18 protein-coding genes are annotated in these 17,543 nt (G+C 55.8%); 10 read left to right on the top strand and 8 right to left on the bottom strand.

Translation table 11 applies throughout. The annotated features are described in order from the left end of the window. Window positions 1-66: 66 nt before the first annotated feature. The 3 genes from P1U71_RS15915 to P1U71_RS15905 are packed head-to-tail and all read right to left on the bottom strand — an operon-like array spanning window position 67 to window position 2,365. The gene (locus P1U71_RS15915; RefSeq protein WP_301106620.1) at window positions 67-933 is read right to left on the bottom strand and encodes a shikimate dehydrogenase; all 867 of its coding nucleotides are present in this window, start codon (window positions 931-933) and stop codon (window positions 67-69) included. Further along, entirely contained in the window at window positions 930-1,535 is a 606-nt protein-coding gene (locus P1U71_RS15910; protein WP_301106619.1) for a Maf family protein, read from the bottom strand. The genes P1U71_RS15915 and P1U71_RS15910 overlap by 4 nt, the downstream gene beginning before the upstream one ends. Then, on the bottom strand, window positions 1,532-2,365 hold the full coding sequence (locus P1U71_RS15905; RefSeq protein ID WP_301106618.1) for a pyruvate, water dikinase regulatory protein: 834 nt from the start codon (window positions 2,363-2,365) through the stop codon (window positions 1,532-1,534). Before P1U71_RS15905 ends, P1U71_RS15910 begins: the two co-directional genes overlap by 4 nt. Window positions 2,366-2,759: 394 nt before the next feature. Between P1U71_RS15905 and hemE the strand changes: the two genes are divergently transcribed. From hemE to rho, 4 genes are all read left to right on the top strand, one after another. Further along, the gene (hemE, locus tag P1U71_RS15900) at window positions 2,760-3,797 is read left to right on the top strand and encodes a uroporphyrinogen decarboxylase (RefSeq protein WP_301106617.1); all 1,038 of its coding nucleotides are present in this window, start codon (window positions 2,760-2,762) and stop codon (window positions 3,795-3,797) included. Between the two features lie 9 nt (window positions 3,798-3,806). Further along, window positions 3,807-4,838, top strand: coding sequence for a ferrochelatase (hemH, locus tag P1U71_RS15895; protein ID WP_301106616.1), 1,032 nt, complete (start codon window positions 3,807-3,809; stop codon window positions 4,836-4,838). Window positions 4,839-4,892: 54 nt separating this feature from the next. Beyond that, window positions 4,893-5,342 (top strand): protoporphyrinogen oxidase HemJ, encoded by a 450-nt coding sequence (gene hemJ, locus P1U71_RS15890; protein WP_301106615.1) that lies wholly within the window; start codon window positions 4,893-4,895, stop codon window positions 5,340-5,342. 213 nt (window positions 5,343-5,555) lie between these two features. Then, complete coding sequence (rho, locus tag P1U71_RS15885; RefSeq protein ID WP_301106614.1) at window positions 5,556-6,815, top strand: transcription termination factor Rho; 1,260 nt, start codon at window positions 5,556-5,558, stop codon at window positions 6,813-6,815. Between the two features lie 50 nt (window positions 6,816-6,865). Here rho and P1U71_RS15880 read toward each other — a convergent pair whose 3' ends face one another. The 5 genes from P1U71_RS15880 to P1U71_RS15860 form a co-directional block, all read right to left on the bottom strand. After that, window positions 6,866-7,267 (bottom strand): type II toxin-antitoxin system death-on-curing family toxin, encoded by a 402-nt coding sequence (locus P1U71_RS15880; protein ID WP_301106612.1) that lies wholly within the window; start codon window positions 7,265-7,267, stop codon window positions 6,866-6,868. Then, entirely contained in the window at window positions 7,267-7,521 is a 255-nt protein-coding gene (locus P1U71_RS15875; RefSeq protein ID WP_301106611.1) for an AbrB/MazE/SpoVT family DNA-binding domain-containing protein, read from the bottom strand. The genes P1U71_RS15880 and P1U71_RS15875 overlap by 1 nt, the downstream gene beginning before the upstream one ends. Before the next feature lie 62 nt (window positions 7,522-7,583). Continuing rightward, on the bottom strand, window positions 7,584-8,558 hold the full coding sequence (locus P1U71_RS15870; protein WP_301106610.1) for a quinone oxidoreductase: 975 nt from the start codon (window positions 8,556-8,558) through the stop codon (window positions 7,584-7,586). A 36-nt stretch (window positions 8,559-8,594) separates the two neighbouring features. Beyond that, window positions 8,595-9,074, bottom strand: a complete 480-nt coding sequence (locus tag P1U71_RS15865) for a methylated-DNA--[protein]-cysteine S-methyltransferase (RefSeq protein WP_301106608.1) — start codon at window positions 9,072-9,074, stop codon at window positions 8,595-8,597. Then, window positions 9,061-11,103 (bottom strand): thioredoxin domain-containing protein, encoded by a 2,043-nt coding sequence (locus P1U71_RS15860; protein ID WP_301106607.1) that lies wholly within the window; start codon window positions 11,101-11,103, stop codon window positions 9,061-9,063. The genes P1U71_RS15865 and P1U71_RS15860 overlap by 14 nt, the downstream gene beginning before the upstream one ends. Window positions 11,104-11,203: 100 nt before the next feature. Here P1U71_RS15860 and P1U71_RS15855 point away from each other — a divergent pair, with 100 nt between their 5' ends. The 6 genes from P1U71_RS15855 to P1U71_RS15830 all read left to right on the top strand — a co-directional run bounded on the left by P1U71_RS15855 (window position 11,204) and on the right by P1U71_RS15830 (window position 17,424). After that, window positions 11,204-11,449 carry a DUF6489 family protein gene (locus P1U71_RS15855; RefSeq protein ID WP_301106606.1) on the top strand — a complete coding sequence of 82 codons (246 nt, stop codon included), beginning with the start codon at window positions 11,204-11,206 and terminating at the stop codon, window positions 11,447-11,449. A 26-nt stretch (window positions 11,450-11,475) separates the two neighbouring features. Then, window positions 11,476-12,807 carry a tRNA uridine-5-carboxymethylaminomethyl(34) synthesis GTPase MnmE gene (gene mnmE / locus P1U71_RS15850; RefSeq protein WP_301106605.1) on the top strand — a complete coding sequence of 444 codons (1,332 nt, stop codon included), beginning with the start codon at window positions 11,476-11,478 and terminating at the stop codon, window positions 12,805-12,807. 147 nt (window positions 12,808-12,954) lie between these two features. After that, entirely contained in the window at window positions 12,955-14,817 is a 1,863-nt protein-coding gene (mnmG, locus tag P1U71_RS15845; RefSeq protein WP_301106604.1) for a tRNA uridine-5-carboxymethylaminomethyl(34) synthesis enzyme MnmG, read from the top strand. Continuing rightward, window positions 14,810-15,466 (top strand): 16S rRNA (guanine(527)-N(7))-methyltransferase RsmG, encoded by a 657-nt coding sequence (rsmG, locus tag P1U71_RS15840; protein WP_301106603.1) that lies wholly within the window; start codon window positions 14,810-14,812, stop codon window positions 15,464-15,466. Before mnmG ends, rsmG begins: the two co-directional genes overlap by 8 nt. Then, window positions 15,459-16,274, top strand: coding sequence for a ParA family protein (locus tag P1U71_RS15835; protein ID WP_301106602.1), 816 nt, complete (start codon window positions 15,459-15,461; stop codon window positions 16,272-16,274). Before rsmG ends, P1U71_RS15835 begins: the two co-directional genes overlap by 8 nt. A gap of 22 nt (window positions 16,275-16,296) precedes the next feature. Continuing rightward, on the top strand, window positions 16,297-17,424 hold the full coding sequence (locus P1U71_RS15830; RefSeq protein ID WP_301106601.1) for a ParB/RepB/Spo0J family partition protein: 1,128 nt from the start codon (window positions 16,297-16,299) through the stop codon (window positions 17,422-17,424). The last annotated feature ends 119 nt before the right edge of the window (window positions 17,425-17,543 follow it).

Here is a 17,543-nt window from a genome sequence, read left to right as displayed (position 1 = left end):
CGAAACATCCCGGCAACGGTTGACTTTCCCATGCCGATAGATCCGGTCAGGCCCACAAGCAACATATTATTTCCCTTTCAATCCATCCAGCACATGGCGGCGCAAATCTTCGTCCACTTCCGGTGTTACGCCGAACCAGGCCTCAAATCCCGCTTTTGCCTGATGCAGCAGCATGCCGAGGCCATCAACCGCTATATTTCCCTGTCGTCGCGCCCGTTTCAACAAGTCCGTCTCCAACGGGACATAGACAATATCGCTGACGATAGCGGTCTTTTTCAAGCCCCCAAGCGATATTTCAAGCGGCGGCTGCCCGGTCATACCGAGGCTAGTGCAATTCACCAGGATATCCGACCCCTCCAATAGGGAGGAGCGACGATCCCAAGGACCAACGCGGGCAATGTCACCTATATGCGCGGCAAGGGTCTCTGCCCGCGCGCCTGACCGGTTGCAGATAATAATTTTCGCCACACCGAGATCACTCAGCGCGACGGCAACGGCCCGCGAAGCACCGCCCGCGCCCAATATAAGCGCCGTTCCACCCGATAGCGTCGAGACGTCTATTTTCTCAGCAAGCGAGTCGGTAAACCCGATCCCATCCGTGTTCCATCCGGTCAAACGACCGTCCTCACCTACCACAGTGGTGTTGACTGCACCAATCCGTTTGGCGGAAGGATCAAGGATATCGACAACCTCAAACGCGGTTTCTTTAAGCGGGATGGTGAGGTTGGTGCCCCGGAAAACACCGCTTTCCGCCGCGCAGTCGTCTTTTAACTGTGCAAAAGTCGCGCGAAGGTCTTCGGGTTTCACCGGCCAGGCGCGATAGTCCGCATTAAGACCGTATTTCTCGATCCAGTAGCCATGCAGACGCGGGGAGAGGGAATGGCTGATCGGCCAGCCCATCACACCGGCGATTTTTCTCTTTTCATCCGTCATGCAGATATCCCGACTTTATGGCCGCGCAGATAATCCAGCAGCGGCAGGAGCGGCAGCCCGAGGATGGAGAAGAAATCTCCCTCAACCTTAGCAAAAAGATGCGCACCCAGTCGCTCCAGCTGATAGGCCCCGACGGAGGTGAGAATATCCTCTCCCGCACTCACAAGATAGTTCTCCAGAAAAGCCTCATCAAAATGGCGCATGGTCAGCCGCGCCTCATCCACATGACGCCAGAGGACCGCCCCGCCCTTGGCAACGCAAACCGCATTGGCAAGGCGATGGGTCTTTCCGCGCAAACTGAGCAGATGCGCCCGCGCATGATCCATATCGACGGGCTTGTCGAACCAGATGTTATTACAGTCAAGGATCTGGTCCGCGCCAATGACAAAACCTTCCGGTATCTGCCGGGACACGCGGGAGGCTTTGAGTTCAGCCAATGCCACTGCCGTATCGGACGCGGGCGCCCCGGCGCCCCGCATGGCGTGCTTAACCTCATCTTCATCGACATTTGCGGGCAGAATATGAAATTCGAGTCCCGCGCGCTCCAATATCCGGGCGCGGGACAGGCTTTGCGATGCCAGGACAAGCTCGGTCTCGGTCACAGCATTCTGTCCCGGGTTTCTTCCTTGCGGCGGTTATAGAGGGTGATGATCTGCGCGGCGGTTTCCTCCACCGACCGGCGGGAGACATCGATAATCGGCCATCCTTCACGGGTGCAGAGCTTGCGCGCGAAAATCACCTCTTCCTTGATCCGCTCGCGGTCCACATAGTCCGTATCGACCTTCTGATTGAGGCTAAGCAGGCGGTTCTTGCGGATCTGGGACAGTCGGTCCGGGCTTGTTGTCAGACCAACGACCATTGTCCTCTTGTTGAGATTAAAAAGGGAGTCCGGCAGGGGAATGCTGGGTACGATTGGAATATTTGCCGTTTTATAGCCGCGATGCGCGAGATAGAAAGATGTCGGTGTTTTCGACGTGCGCGACACCCCGACAAGGACGATCTGTGCTTCATAGAGATCATCGGTCATCTGGCCATCATCATGGGCCATGGTGAAGTTCAATGCCTCGATCCGGCCGAAATAGTTCTTGTCCAGCATATGCTGCCGACCGGGCAGGCGGCGGATTTCCTGGCCCAGAAAAGTCGAGAAGGCCGCCAGCACCGGATCGAGCACGGAAACGCAAGGCACACCGACACGCTGACAGCCCAATTCCAACACATCGCGCATTTCCTTATTGACCAGTGTATAAAGCACCAGACCTGGTTTTTTCACAATGGATTCAAGGATATCATCCAGCTGCCGCACGGTCCGCGTCAGGGTCCAGACATGCTCGACCGGGGAAATCCCCTCAAACTGAACCAGCGCGGCCTTGGTCATGGATTGCAGGGTTTCCCCGGTCGAATCCGATACCAGATGAAGATGAAATTCCGACATATCGCTGCTTGGGTGTCCTGTGAGTAGTGTGAATAACAGGGATAACATGGCTGTTCGGGAAAGCCCAAAAAATTCCTCCCCGCTCGGGTGTTTTTTAAACGCTGCTTTATCCGGCTGTGGGTAAGAAAAATTGTTTCTCCGAAAAACGGGTATATTTTCCGGATTGGCCTGACGAAAATAACTTATCCCCGCAATCCCCGATTTTTATGTGGGCCAAATGACGCCTTCTCCCGTAGATATCAACAATTATGTGAAAGGTTGGTTTTTATCCCCAGAATTTCTATAAAGGGCGGGGATAAGATTTAATCCCCGTTACACACTGCATACAACAACAACTACCACCTTTTATTTAAATATATTATTTAAAGGGATAAGATTCCGGGAAGGGAATAGCGTGAAAGTTTCAACAAACAAGCCCCTGCTGAAAAGCCTGTCAGGGGAAGTGCTGACAAGACCACCTTTCTGGCTAATGCGTCAGGCGGGGCGCTATCTTCCTGAATATCGCGCAACCCGGGCCGATGCAGGCAACTTTCTCGATCTTTGCTATAATCCTGCCCTTGCCGAGGAAGTCACATTACAGCCTCTTCGTCGTTACGGCATGGATGCGGCCATCCTCTTTGCGGATATCCTCCTCATTCCCCATGCGCTTGGTCAACCGCTTGCTTATCGTGAAGGCGAGGGACCGGTGCTTGATCCCATCCGCAGCGCCAAAGAGCTTGGCAAGCTGGATGTAACGGCCATTCATAAAACCCTCGATCCCGTGTATGAGACCGTTGGCCGATTGAGCCAGTCAATCCCGAAAGACTGCACGCTTATCGGCTTTGCCGGAGCCCCCTGGACTGTCGCGACCTATATGGTTGAGGGGCGCGGATCGAAGGATTACGCCCATATCAAGAACTGGGCCTACAGCGATCCGCAAGGTTTCGGTGCGATGATGGATATCCTTGTTGAATCCACAACGGAATATCTCCTGAAGCAAGTCGCCGCCGGGGCAGAGGTGATCCAGATTTTCGATACCTGGGCCGGCGTGCTTCCCGATGATGAATTCAGGAAATGGGCCATAGAGCCGACAAAACGGATTGTGGAGGGTCTCCGTACCCAGTATCCCGAATTGCCCGTCATTGGCTTTCCCAAGGGCGTAGGCGGCAATATTATCGACTTCGTGAGGGAGACAGGCGTCACCGCGGTCAGCCTTGATACAGGCACACCGCTCGACTGGGCCGCGCGGGAGGTGCAATCACTGGTACCGGTGCAGGGTAATCTTGATCCGATGCTGCTGGTTTCCGGGGGATCCGCGATGGAAGATCGCATCAATCAAATCCTTGAAACGTTGGGTAAAAAGCCCTTTATATTTAATCTCGGTCACGGGATTGTCCCGCAAACGCCGCCCGAAAATGTCGCACGGCTTGCCGAACTGATTCGCGGGGCGTAAAGGAAAGACATGGCAAAGAAAGCGGTTATCCTGTTCAATCTTGGCGGCCCCGATAAGCCGGAGGCGGTGGAGCCATTCCTGTTTAATCTCTTTTATGATCCGGCGATTATCCGGTTGCCCACACCGTTTCGCTGGCTGGTGGCGAAGCTGATTTCCCGCCGCCGCGCGCCCGTCGCGCAGGAAATTTATGCTTTTCTGGGCGGTGCGTCCCCGATCCTGCCGCAAACGAAAGCCCAGGCCGACGCCTTGGAAAACCGCCTGAATGACGGCAGTGAGGATGTATTTAAGACCTTTATCTGCATGCGATATTGGCATCCCTTTGCCGATGACGTTGCGCGAAAGGTCAAAGACTGGAACCCGGATGAGGTCATCCTGTTGCCGCTTTATCCGCAGTTTTCCTCGACTACCAGCGCCTCTTCCGTGAAAGACTGGCAAGACGCGGCGGATAAAGCGGGTCTTGAGGCCCCGGCGGTCGGGTTATGTTGTTATCCGACGGAAGCGGGGTTGATTTCGGCCTATGCGGAACTGATCGCGCCAAAACTCGAAGAGTTGCAGGGAAAACCCTTTCGCCTGCTCTTTTCCGCCCATGGATTGCCGCAGAAAATTGTCGATGACGGCGATCCCTATCAATGGCAGGTGGAGCAAACGGCGCAAAAAGTCGTCCAAAAACTGGGGGCGGAAAATCTCGACTGGAAAGTCTGTTACCAGAGCCGTGTCGGACCGATGAAATGGCTGGAACCCTCGACAGAAACTGAAATCCATCGCGCGGGCGAAGAAGGGATCAGCCTTGTCATCGTGCCGATTGCGTTCGTCTCGGAGCATTCGGAAACGCTGGTCGAGCTCGATATCGAATATGCCAAGCTCGCCGGGGAAGCTGGCGTTCAGGAGTATCACCGCATCCCGACAGTTGGCGTTCATGCGGATTTTATCAATGGCCTTGCTGATATGGTAAAAGGCCTCTCCGGCCCTGGAATTAGAAGTGAGAACGGCGCAAAGATCTGCCCGTCCGGATTTAAAGATTGTTTGATGCTGGCGTCATGACGCAAAATCTCGTAAATAGCGGATGTAATTGACGGTTTATCAAGAGGGGCGACCTTGGACGACATTCTGGCTGATATTTACCCCTGGGTGAAATCCCTGCATATTATCTCGGTTATTGCCTGGATGGCGGGGATGTTTTATCTGCCGCGCCTCTTTGTCTATCATGCGGAGGCGGCGCTGGGCTCCGAGATGTCGGAAACCTTCAAGGTTATGGAACGACGGCTGCTTCGCGGGATTATCAACCCGGCCATGATCATGACCTTTATTTTTGGCGGTTTATTGCTATTTACCCCGGGGATTGTCGATTGGAGTGAGCCCTGGATATGGCTTAAATTGACCCTGGTGTTCCTGATGGCCGGATTTCATGGCAACCTGTCAAAATGGCGTAAAGAGTTCGAGGCGGATGAAAATACACGTCCCGCGAAATTCTACCGCCTCATCAACGAGATACCGACCGTTCTGGTGATCGGCATCGTGATTTTGGTGGTTGTGAAACCTTTTTGACAGCCGCTAAAATTCGCATATTTCATTTGACTAATTCCCATAAAGCTGGCAATAGAAGCGTAACTTCATTTGGACAATCTCTGTTCCACGGTCTCATTGCATTACGAATACATAAGCAATTTTCATAAGACCTAACCTCATCGGTTTCCGACTTTTCCGTCATATTGTGATCTGTTAATCCCTTTATCTTCCATATACAGCGTAGTAAAATAGATGAATCTTCAAGAGCTTAAGAAAAAATCTCCGTCAGAAATCCTTGAACTGGCGGAAACGCGCGAGATTGAAAACGCCTCCACCCTGCGCAAGCAGGAACAGCTTTTCGCTATCCTTAAATATGAGGCCGAAAACGGCGCCGAAATCACCGGCGGCGGGGTTCTCGAAATCCTGCAGGACGGTTTTGGCTTCCTCCGCTCGCCCGATGCAAACTATCTTGCCGGGCCGGATGATATCTATGTCAGCCCAAGCCAGATCCGCCGATTTTCGCTTCGAACGGGCGACACCGTGGAAGGGCAGATCAGAAGCCCGAAGGATGGGGAGCGATATTTCGCCCTCCTGAAAGTGCAGAAGATTAATTTTGAAGACCCTGAAAAAGCCCGCCACAAGATCAATTTCGATAACCTCACCCCGCTTTATCCAGATGAACGTATCAAGCTGGAAACCCCCGATCCGACAGCTGACAATATCAATTCCGCCCGGGTGATCGACCTTGTCTCACCGCAGGGTAAAGGCCAGCGCGCCCTGATTGTCGCGCCGCCCCGGACCGGTAAGACCGTCCTGTTGCAGAATATCGCCAATTCCATCACTACCAATAATCCGGAAGTCTATCTCATCGTTCTTTTGATCGACGAACGGCCCGAGGAAGTGACGGACATGAAGCGTTCGGTCAACGGCGAAGTGGTGAGTTCCACCTTCGATGAGCCTGCCTCGCGCCATGTACAGGTCGCTGAAATGGTCATTGAGAAGGCAAAACGCCTGGTCGAGCATAAGCGCGATGTGGTTATCCTGCTCGACAGTATCACCCGTCTCGCCCGCGCCTATAACACGGTGGTTCCGTCCAGCGGTAAGGTCCTGACCGGCGGTGTGGACGCGAATGCCCTGCAGCGCCCGAAACGGTTCTTCGGTGCCGCCCGGAATATCGAGGAGGGGGGCTCGCTGACCATCGTCGCCACCGCCCTGATCGAAACGGGATCGCGCATGGACGAAGTTATTTTCGAGGAATTCAAGGGCACGGGTAACTCTGAAATCATCCTCGATCGCAAGCTTTCCGACAAGCGTGTCTTCCCGGCCATCGACATCACGAAATCTGGCACCCGGAAAGAAGAGTTGCTGGTCGACAAGGCCACCTTGCAGAAAATGTGGGTCCTCCGTCGTATCCTCAACCCGATGGGAACCACCGACGCCATGGAATTCCTGCTCGATAAACTGAAAAGCAGCAAAACCAACGATGATTTCTTCGATTCCATGAATACGTAAAAAACTTCAAACACTTACATAGAAAAAGGCGCCTCAATCGGGCGCCTTTTTTAGTCGGTGAGAGACACGGATTTCTCGCGGCAGAAGATGACGAGTTCATTCTCGCTCATCGTGCCATCTGCAATTTTTAGGGTTGTGGCGATGGCCTGATCATTCGTGATATCGAGGGACCAGCCGTTGGAGCGCAGCGTTAACAATAACATGGCAAGTCCAACCCGCTTGTTGCCGTCGGCAAAAGGATGCCGGTTCTTGGTGATGCTGTACATCAGCGAGGCGGCAATCTGGAAGATATCGACATCTTCACCGCCGCCATAAGCGATCAGCTGGTGAGGCCGGGCGAGAGCGGCATCGATACCGCCTTCATCGCGGATGCCGGGCGCCCCGCCGAACCGTTCCAACTGTTTTTTGTGAATAGCCAGCATTACCGCCTTTGACGGTAAATGAAGCGTCATTATTCCGCCAGTTTCCGGAATGCCGGGGCAAAACGTTCTTCTATCATCTCATAATGGGCCATATCAGCATCAAATTCCGGATCGGACTTGACAATTTTCACGCCGTTATCTTCAACGCTGACAGTCACTTTGTCACCGGCCTTTAATTCAAGCTGACGCAGGAATTCCGCGGGGATTGTCGCCCCCACGGCACTTCCTGTCTTGCGCAGCTTGGTTTCAAAGCCGTCTGATTTTTTGCCGTTATCGTTTAACATCACAATGCCCGATTAATTCATGACGCATATGTAATTACAAAAGTAATTACTGTCAAGGCAAATCAGACCGTAAACACCGTCGAGCCTGTGGTTTTGCGGCCTTCGAGGTCCTCATGGGCCTTGCGGGCTTCGCTGAGCGGGTAGGTCTGGCCGATATTGACCTTGATCGCGCCGTTGCTGATATGCTTCATCAGATCGCCTGCCGATTGTTCCAGCTCTGGCCGGGTGGCGTTATAGACCATTAGCGACGGGCGAGTGACATAGAGCGATCCTTTCGCGCCGAGAATGGCAAGATCGACGCCGGTGACGGGCCCCGACGAGTTCCCGAAGGACACCATCAGGCCACGCGGGGAGAGGCAATCGAGGGATTTCTCGAACGTGTCCTTGCCGATGGCGTCATAGACGACGGGGACGCCCTTGCCGTCGGTAATTTCCATGACCTTTTCCTGAAAATCCTCCTCCCGATAGAGGATTGTATGAGTGCAGCCATGAGCTTTCGCGAGTTCCGCCTTTTCCTCCGATCCCACGGTCCCGATCACCGTCGCACCGATATGTTTCGCCCATTGACAGGCAAAAAGGCCAACGCCGCCCGCCGCCGCGTGGAACAGGATGGTATCGCCTTGTTTCACGTGAAACGTTCGTTTCAGCAGATATTCCGTTGTCATCCCCTGGAGCATCATCGCGGCCGCTGTCTGGTCATCGATGCTGTCGGGAAGCACGATCAGGTTATCGACGGGCATAATCCGCGCTTCCGAATAGGCACCGATGGGCCGCCCCGCATAGGCCACGCGATCACCGACGTTAAACCCGGTGACACCGTCGCCCAGCTCCTCGATCACGCCGGCAGCCTCCATCCCCGTCGTGAGCGGGAGCGGAGCGGGATAAAGCCCGGTGCGAAAATAAACATCGATATAATTGAGGCCAACAGCCGTATGGCGGACGCGCGCCTCTCCGGGCCCGGGCTTGCCAAGTGTGACTTCCTCCCATTTCATGGTTTCGGGACCGCCATGTTCATGCTGTACGATTGCTTTTGTCATCTTATTTTCCTTTTTTATCGCGCCCGCGAATTTTTATTATATATCAAGCGATTGTTGCTCATTTGGCAAGGCATTTTCGAGCCGGAGCAGCGCCTGTTTCGTCTCCAATCCGCCCTCGCCGGAATAACCGCCCATCTTGCCCCCCGCCGCCAGGATCCGGTGGCAGGGAATAATGATCGGAATGGGGTTTGCGCCGCAGGCCGTGCCCACCGGCTGCGCCGCGGATTTCAGGATCTTCGCAATCTCCCCATAGCTTTTGGTCTTTCCGGCCGGGATCTTCAGCATCTCCGCCCAGACTTTCTTCTGGAATTCCGTGCCCGGCGGGTCAAGCGGGAGATCGAAATCGCCGATTTCCGCATCAAAATAGCGATTGAGCTGTGCCGCTGCCTCTTCGAGAATCGGCGTTGCCGATTGCCATTGCTCCGGTACCCATCCCCAGTCGAGCGAGATGATCTTCCCGTCTTCCTCGGTCACGGTCAAATCACCGACGGGGCTGTGCAAACTAAGCTGCGCCATGCGCGGTGGCCTCCTTCAGAAGCGCGGCGAAGGCGGCGACGTTATTCGCCGGGAGTGAGCAGGTCGGCCCGGTGCAGAGATAGGCGGTGGGTTTTCCATCCAGCTTATCCTTTCCTTTTGCCGGATGGTCGAAGGGCAGGGTATCCGTATCCTCCAACACATTCACGACTTTCGAAGGAAGGCTCACATCCTTTAAAACATTAAGAAGATCAATTGCTTCCGCATCGCTTCGGTTGCCGACGATGATGACCTGCCGGGCGTTGACCAATGTCTCGAAATTATTGAGAAGGGTGGCGAGCGGGAAGAAATTGCGTGCCAGCTCAGCGGAAAAACAGCGGAGCAGATTGGTCGCCTTCTCGAACGGTTCCCGCGCGCCGGTGAGCAAATGCAGCTTTGCGAGTACCTCCAGCATCACACCATTGCCGGACGGAACGGCATTATCGGCCGCGTTCTTGCTCCGCACGATCAGGGCTTCCGCATCATCGGCGGTGTAGAAATATCCGCCGCCACTTTCATCCCAGAAATGGTTGTTGAGGATTTGGGCCCATTGTTCGGCGCGCTCCAGATAGAAAGCCTTTCCCGTCACCTCATGAAGGATGAGAGCGGCGCGCGCCATATTGGCATAATCATCAAGAAGGCCCGTATGCAGCGCCCGACCAAGGCGGTAGCTATGATAGAGGCGACCGGTGCTTTCCATGGAATGAGTTGTCAGGGCGACAAAGGCCCGCTCCGCCGCGTCGATCCAGTGCACTTCCTCGAAATATTGTCCGGCGCGGGCGAGAGTGGCAATCATCAGGCCGTTCCAGTCGGTCAGGACCTTGTCATCGAGACCCGGACGGATGCGGCTTTCGCGATACTCGAACAGCGTCTGGCGCCATGGCGCCAACGCCGCCTCACTTTCTTCATCGAGACGATCCGGATATTTCAACCGACTGATAATATTAGTATTTTCCCAGTTTCCTTCCGGGAGGATGCCGTAGATCTCGTTAAAATGCGGAGCATGTTCCCCGAGAAGGTCATCAATTTCCGTCTTTGACCAAGTGTAGAACTTTCCCTCCACGCCCTCGGAATCCGCATCGATGGTGGCCGCGAAGCCGCCTTCCTCCGTCACCATCTCGCGAAGCAACCATCCCACGGTCTCGCGGATACGCTCCTCAAACAGCTCCGATTTTGTCTCGTGATGCACGATGAGAAGCAAATCGAGAATTTGCGCATTATCATAGAGCATCTTCTCGAAATGCGGCGCAAGCCACTCCGCATCGGTGGAGTAACGCGCGAAACCGCCGCCGAGATGATCGTAGATACCGCCCTGCGACATGCTGGTGAGCGCCTTGATCACGACCTCGGAAAGCGCGGCCTTCCCGGTGCGGAGATAGCTCCGCCAGATATTCTCCAGCACATAGGTTTGCGGGAATTTCGGCGCCGAACCGATCCCGCCATGGACCGGGTCCGCCTCCTCCGCATAGCGAGCGGCGATCCGCTCCAGGACCTCAAGGGTGAGCTTCGGTCGCTCGCCCTCTTGCGTGTCATTGAGGGATTTCAGCGCGGTTTTCAGCGCATCCCGGTTTTTTGTGACTTTCTCGGGCTCATTCTTGAAAATGTTCGAGACCGTCTGCAACACATTCTGAAAACCGGGCCGGCCATAGGAATTCTCCGGCGGAAAGTACGTGCCGCCCCAGAACGGCTCCCCGCTGGAATTGAGGAACATGGTGAGTGGCCAGCCGCCCTGTTCGCCGAGGAGGGCGAGGGCGCTCTGGTAAATCTGGTCGATATCGGGCCGTTCCTCCCGGTCCACCTTGATATTGACGAACAAATCGTTCATCAACGCGGCGGTTTCCTCTTTCTCGAAGCTTTCATGCGCCATCACATGGCACCAGTGACAGGCCGCATAACCGACGCTAAGCAGGATCGGTTTGCCCTCTTTTTTGGCGAGCGCAAGGGTTTCCGCACTCCAGGGCTGCCAATGCACCGGGTTGTCCTGATGCTGAAGAAGATAGGGGCTGGTCTCAAGCTTCAGTAAATTTTTCATCTATAACCCTGTTTTTAGCCCCCAAATCCGGTATAAGGAAGCAGTTGCCGTTTGTTGTAGCAGAGCAACCGCCGTCGGATCAATGAGGAGTGAGCCGCTCATGAAGATTACTGTTGATATTGATTGTACACCGCAGGAAGCAAGAACATTTCTCGGTCTTCCCGAGGTTGAGAGAATGCAGGAGGCGGTGATGAAGGAGCTGCAGGCGAAGATGCTCGAAAATATCGCCAATCTCGATCCGGAAAATATGATGAAGACCTGGTTTCCGGTCGGGGTGCAGGGTTTCGACCAGATGCAGAAGATATTCTGGTCGCAATTCAATAATCCCACGAATGAGGATAAATAGCCGCCTCAGCGGGATCGGATATCGCCATGAGTTTCAGTGAAACTATCTTCGCGCTCGCGAGCGGGCGGGGCCGTGCCGGTGTGGCAGTGGTGCGGATTTCCGGGCCCGGTGCGATGGCGGCGCTTGAAGGGTTGAGCAGGAAGCCACGGCCCAAGGCACGCCGCGCGGTGCTATGTCCCATATATAGAAGACAAGACAAATCCCTTATAGATCAGTCACTTGCCATCATTTTCCCTGCACCGAACAGTTTCACGGGCGAAGATGTGGTGGAGCTGCATTTGCATGGGGGGCCCGCGATCCTGACGGCGCTGTTTGGGGAACTCTCTGCCTTTGATGGCTTTCGTCCGGCAGAACCCGGGGAGTTTACCCGCCGCGCGTTCGAACATGGCAAGATGGATTTGACCGAGGCCGAAGGGCTTGGCGATCTTGTCAATGCGGAGACGGAAGCCCAGGCGCGACAGGCGCTCCGCCAGATGCAGGGGGAGCTTGGCCGTCTTTATGATGGCTGGCGGGAGACGTTAATCGGCGCGCTCGCCCATCTGGAAGCCGATATCGATTTTCCCGATGAGGATCTCCCGGACAGCGTCGCCGTCGCGATCACCCCGAAGATTGCCGACTTGCGGGCGGAAATAGAATCTCATTTGGCGGATGGACATCGGGGCGAGAAAATCCGCGAAGGGCTGGACGTTGTCATCCTGGGTCAGCCGAATGTGGGAAAATCAAGCCTCCTCAATGCCCTCGCCCGGAAGGAGGCGGCGATTGTCTCCGATGAGGCGGGCACGACCCGGGATATTATCGAGGTGCCGATGGACCTTGCAGGTTATCCCGTGACCATCGCCGATACGGCGGGACTGCGGGACTCCGAAAATGTTATCGAGCGGGAGGGCGTGCGCCGGGCACGGGCACGGGCGGCAGCGGCTGATATCCGCCTTTTTATGACGACACAGGACGCGCCCGATATTCCACCGGAATTTACCGATCTTTTCGAAAAGAATGATTACCTCCTGATTAATAAGGCGGATTTGGGCGGAAAGGATATCCGGAATGATCCGGCAAAACGACTTTTCTCCCTGTCCGTGAAATCGGGGGAGGGGGTTGACGGGTTTATGGCCGCGCTTGAGAAGGATGTGACGGAGCGGCTCGATCTTTCCGGCGCGCCAGCGCTCACCCGGCTTCGCCATCGTCAGGCGCTGGAAGAATGCGTGGACGCGCTCCGCCGGTTTGAAGCGGCGCGGGAGCCTGAACTCGCGGCGGAGGATGTGCGACTCGCCGTCCGCGCCTTGGGGCGGATTACGGGGCGGGTCGATGTGGAAGATATTCTCGATGTCATTTTCGGCGATTTTTGTATCGGAAAATAGAATTTCGGCCAATGTTTCACGTGAAACATTTCCCGCCGCCTAATAATCGATGTTTCACGTGAAACATTCCGGAATGAGTCGCTTTCCCCGCTTGTCAAAAACGGGGTAACTCTATATGTAAGGCCTCTTATCCATAAGGGTTTGGTTATGAGCGGATATGATGTCATTGTCATCGGTGGGGGGCATGCGGGCTGCGAGGCGGCGGCGGCTTCCGCGCGCCTTGGGGCGTCCACTCTCCTGATCACCCATAAGCTCGAAACCATTGGCGAAATGTCCTGCAACCCCGCCATCGGCGGATTGGGTAAGGGCCATCTGGTGCGGGAGATTGACGCGCTGGACGGGGTGATGGGCCGGGTGGCCGATGCGGCCGGAATTCAGTTCCGTCTTCTCAATCGCCGCAAAGGTCCCGCCGTTCGGGGCCCGCGCGCGCAGTCCGATCGCAAACTCTATCGCGAGACCATGCAGGCCGCGCTTGCCTCCCAGGAGAATCTGACGATCCGCGCCGCCGCGGTGGAGGATTTGATTGTCCATGAGGGTGTGGTTTCCGGGGTGATCACAGCGGAGGGGGAGGAGATCCCCGCCGGCAAGGTGATCCTGACCACCGGGACATTTTTGCGCGGCCTCATCCATCTGGGAGAGAAGAAAATCCCGGCCGGGCGGATCGGCGATGCGCCGTCCAACGGCCTTTCCGTCACGTTGGAGCGCGCCGGGTTCGAGCTCGGGCGGCTTAAAACCGGCACGCCCGCGCGGCTCGATGGAAAAACAATCAACTGGCCGGTGCTGGAGGAACAGCCCGGGGATGATGTTCCCGTGCCTTTCTCTTTCCTGACCAAGAGTATCACGACACCGCAGATTTCCTGTCATATCACGGCGACGACGGAGGAAACCCACCGGATTATCCGCGACAATCTCCATCGCGCGCCGATGTATTCCGGTCAGATTGAGGGAACGGGCCCGCGCTATTGTCCCTCCATCGAGGATAAGGTGGTTCGCTTCGCCGATAAATCGAGCCATCAGATATTCCTGGAGCCGGAAGGTCTCGATGATGACACGATCTATCCGAATGGTATGTCGACCTCACTGCCCGAAGATGTGCAGATGGCCTTTCTCCGGTCCATTCCGGGCCTTGAAAGGGTCGAATGGTATCGGCCCGGCTATGCGATCGAATATGATTTCGTCGATCCGCGCGAATTAAAGCCCACATTGGAAACCCGCCGCCTTAAAAATCTTTATCTGGCGGGGCAGATTAACGGCACGACTGGCTATGAAGAGGCGGCGGCGCAGGGGCTGATGGCTGGTCTCAATGCCGCGCGTCAGGCCGGGGGCGGGGAGGATATCATTCTCGACCGCGCAGATGCCTATATCGGGGTGATGATTGATGATCTGGTGACACGCGGTACGAAGGAGCCTTATCGCATGTTTACCTCTCGCGCCGAATACCGGCTGATCTTGCGCGCCGACAACGCGGACCAGCGGCTGACCGGCCTTGGCATGGACATTGGCTGCGTGGGAACGGAACGGGCGGCGCTGTTTAAGGAAAAGACGGATAGTCTGAAGAAGGCGCGGGTCTTATTTGATGACCTTAGCCTTACACCGAATGAGGCGCGTCGCCATGGCCTCAATGTCAATCAGGACGGCGTGCGCCGGACGGCGGCGGGCCTGCTCGCCTATCCGGATATTGGAATTGAGGATATAGCCCGCATCTGGCCGGAGGTCTCCGAAATCAAGCCGGATATCCTGGAGCAGCTCGCCATTGATGCCCAGTACAGCGGCTATCTGGAGCGGCAGAAGTCCGATATTCAGGATTTCCGCAAAGACGAATCTCTACTGCTTCCGGAATCGCTCCGGTTTGATCAGGTTGCGGGGCTTTCGAATGAGGTGCGGCAGAAACTCATGGAGGCTCGCCCGACGACCCTGGGGCAGGCGGCGCGTATTTCCGGGGTCACCCCGGCGGCCCTGACGGCGCTCTTGTCCCATGTAAAGCGCGGGGCGCATCGCCAACATGGCTGATCAGCCAACTCCTCTCGGACCTGGCGGATTTTTCGAGGTGAGCAATGTTTCACGTGAAACATTGGACCGGCTGTCGATTTATGCGGCGCTTCTCCAGAAATGGCAGAAGGCCATCAATCTCGTCGGAAAGTCGACCCTCAAGGATCTCTGGCGTCGACATATGCTGGATAGCTTCCAGCTTCTGTCGCGAACAAACCGTGAGAACGGCAGTTGGGTCGATTTGGGGAGCGGAGCAGGCTTTCCGGCGCTGGTCGTTGCAATCTGCAGTGACTTCGATGTCCATGCCGTCGAGAGCGATCAGCGCAAATGTCTTTTCATGAGCAATGTTTCACGTGAAACATCGGCCAATCTCACCTTGCATCGGGGGCGGATCGAGGAGATTCCGCCCTTTTCCGCCGACGTAATCTCCGCCCGGGCGCTTGCCCCTCTCGATAAACTGCTCGACCTCGCCGCGCCCTTTGCCAAAATGGACACAGAATTTTTCTTTTTAAAGGGACAAGATGTAGATGAGGAATTGACCAAAGCCTCTAAATGTTGGATTATGGATGTCGAAAAGCATCGTAGTTTAACAAGTGAAGACGGCTACATCCTGAAAATCACGGGATTGCGCCGCCGATCATCGTCAGGAGAGGCAGAGAATCATGAGTAAGGATGTTGCAAGTCTTCGCAATTCGGCAACGGCGCGTATTCTGGCCATTGCCAACCAAAAAGGTGGTGTCGGCAAAACGACGACAACCATCAACCTGGCAACGGCCCTGGCCGCGATCGGCCAGAGAGTCCTGATTATCGATATCGATCCGCAGGGAAATGCCAGCACAGGCTTCGGCATTGGCCGGGAGGACCGGGAACATAACGTTTATGGCGTGTTAATGGGGGAGACATCCATCCAGACGGCGATCCACAAGACAAATATCCCGCAGCTTGACCTCGTCCCGTCCACCGCCGATCTTTCCGGCGCAGAGCTGGAGCTGATCGAGCTGCCGCGCCGCAGCCATCGGCTGTATGATGCCGTGTCCGAAGTGCGCGGTGACTATGATTATATCCTGATCGACTGCCCACCGTCGCTCAATCTGCTGACGCTGAACGCGATGGTCGCTGTTCATGCCGTCGTCGTGCCGCTGCAATGCGAGTTTTTCGCCCTTGAAGGCCTCAGTATGCTGATCAAGACGATCGAGCGGGTGCGCCTGACCCTCAATCCGGCGCTGGAAATCCAGGGTGTTGTCTTGACCATGTTCGACAAGCGGAATAATCTCTCCTTGCAGGTCGCGCAGGATGTCCGCGATTTTCTCGGCGAGAAAGTCTATCGGACCGTTATTCCCCGCAATGTGCGGATTTCCGAAGCGCCCAGCCATGGCAAGCCCGTGCTGATCTATGATCATCGCTGCGCCGGCAGCCAGGCCTATATCCGCCTTGCCAGTGAAGTGATCCGGCGGGAACGCCATCTGAACGCAGCCTGACAGGCTGGAATGTGAATAAGTGATGTCTGACGATAGCTCAAAAAAGAAACTGGGGCGGGGATTGTCCGCCCTCCTTGGCGATGACGCGGCCACGGATTACGCCGATCTGGATAAGGTCCGCTCGGCCAAGGAAGTCCCGGTGGAACAGCTGCGCGCCAACCAGTATCAGCCGCGTCTCGACTGGGACGTAGAGGCTTTGGAGAGTCTTTCCGCCTCTATCGCGGAAAAAGGCGTTCTGCAACCTATTCTGGTGCGTCGCAATCCGGGCAGCTATAGCGAATATGAGATTGTCGCGGGCGAGCGCCGGTGGCGGGCGGCGCAAAAAGCACAGCTTCACACCGTGCCGGTCATCATCAAGGAGCTGACCGACGCGGAGACGATGGAAATTGCGCTGATCGAGAATATTCAGCGCGAAGACCTCTCCTCGATCGAGGAGGCGGAAGCCTATAAGCGGCTGATGGGGGAGTTTGATCACACCCAGGAGAGCCTGTCACTTCATGTCGGCAAGAGCCGGACTCATGTCGCCAATATGATGCGGCTTTTAACCTTGCCCGCCACGGTTCAAACGATGGTGCGGGAAGGAAGCTTGTCCGCGGGCGCCGCGCGCGCGCTGATAAATCACGAGAATGCGGAGAAGCTCGCGAAAAAGATCGTCGCGGAGGGATTGAGCGTTCGGGCCGCAGAAAAGCTGGCGAAAAAGGGTGAGGGGGAGCCGGGCGATGAGGCGAAAAGTCCCCGCACACCCAAGGCCGCGAAGGTTGAGAAGAGCCCGGATGTGCGGGAACTTGAAGACGATCTCACCAATGCGATCGGCATGGCGGTGGTAATCGATCACTTCGCCGATGGGCGCGGCACGGTGACCATCAATTACGGCAATCTTGATCAGCTGGACGATGCCTGCCGCCGCCTGACCCGTGAACCGCTTCCCACGCTGAATGAAAGCAAGGAGGAAGACCCCATCGAAGAGGGGGATGACCTCCGCGATGAGTTCGAGGCCTTTAAGAAGGATGCTGAAGCCGATGCAGACGCGGCGGAAGAGGCTCCGGCGGAGCCTGCGCCCGAGGAAACGGACGAAGAGCCCGACAGCGAGCGCGAATATGATTACGACGACGAAATCAAGGACGCCCTCGGCGACGCGCTGAAGGAATAATTCCTGTTAAGGTTGCTCTATCATCCAAATTGAATATATCTATTCCAACTCGGCATAGAAACTCCTAATGCGGCAGGGGGCGGAAATGTTCGACGAGATAGTCGATAAAGACGCGCACC

It is taken from the genome of Sneathiella sp., from assembly GCF_029233945.1.
GTDB lineage: Bacteria > Pseudomonadota > Alphaproteobacteria > Sneathiellales > Sneathiellaceae > Sneathiella.
Note: the sequence above shows the minus strand (reverse complement) of the source record. Positions and strands in the feature narration are given on the sequence as shown.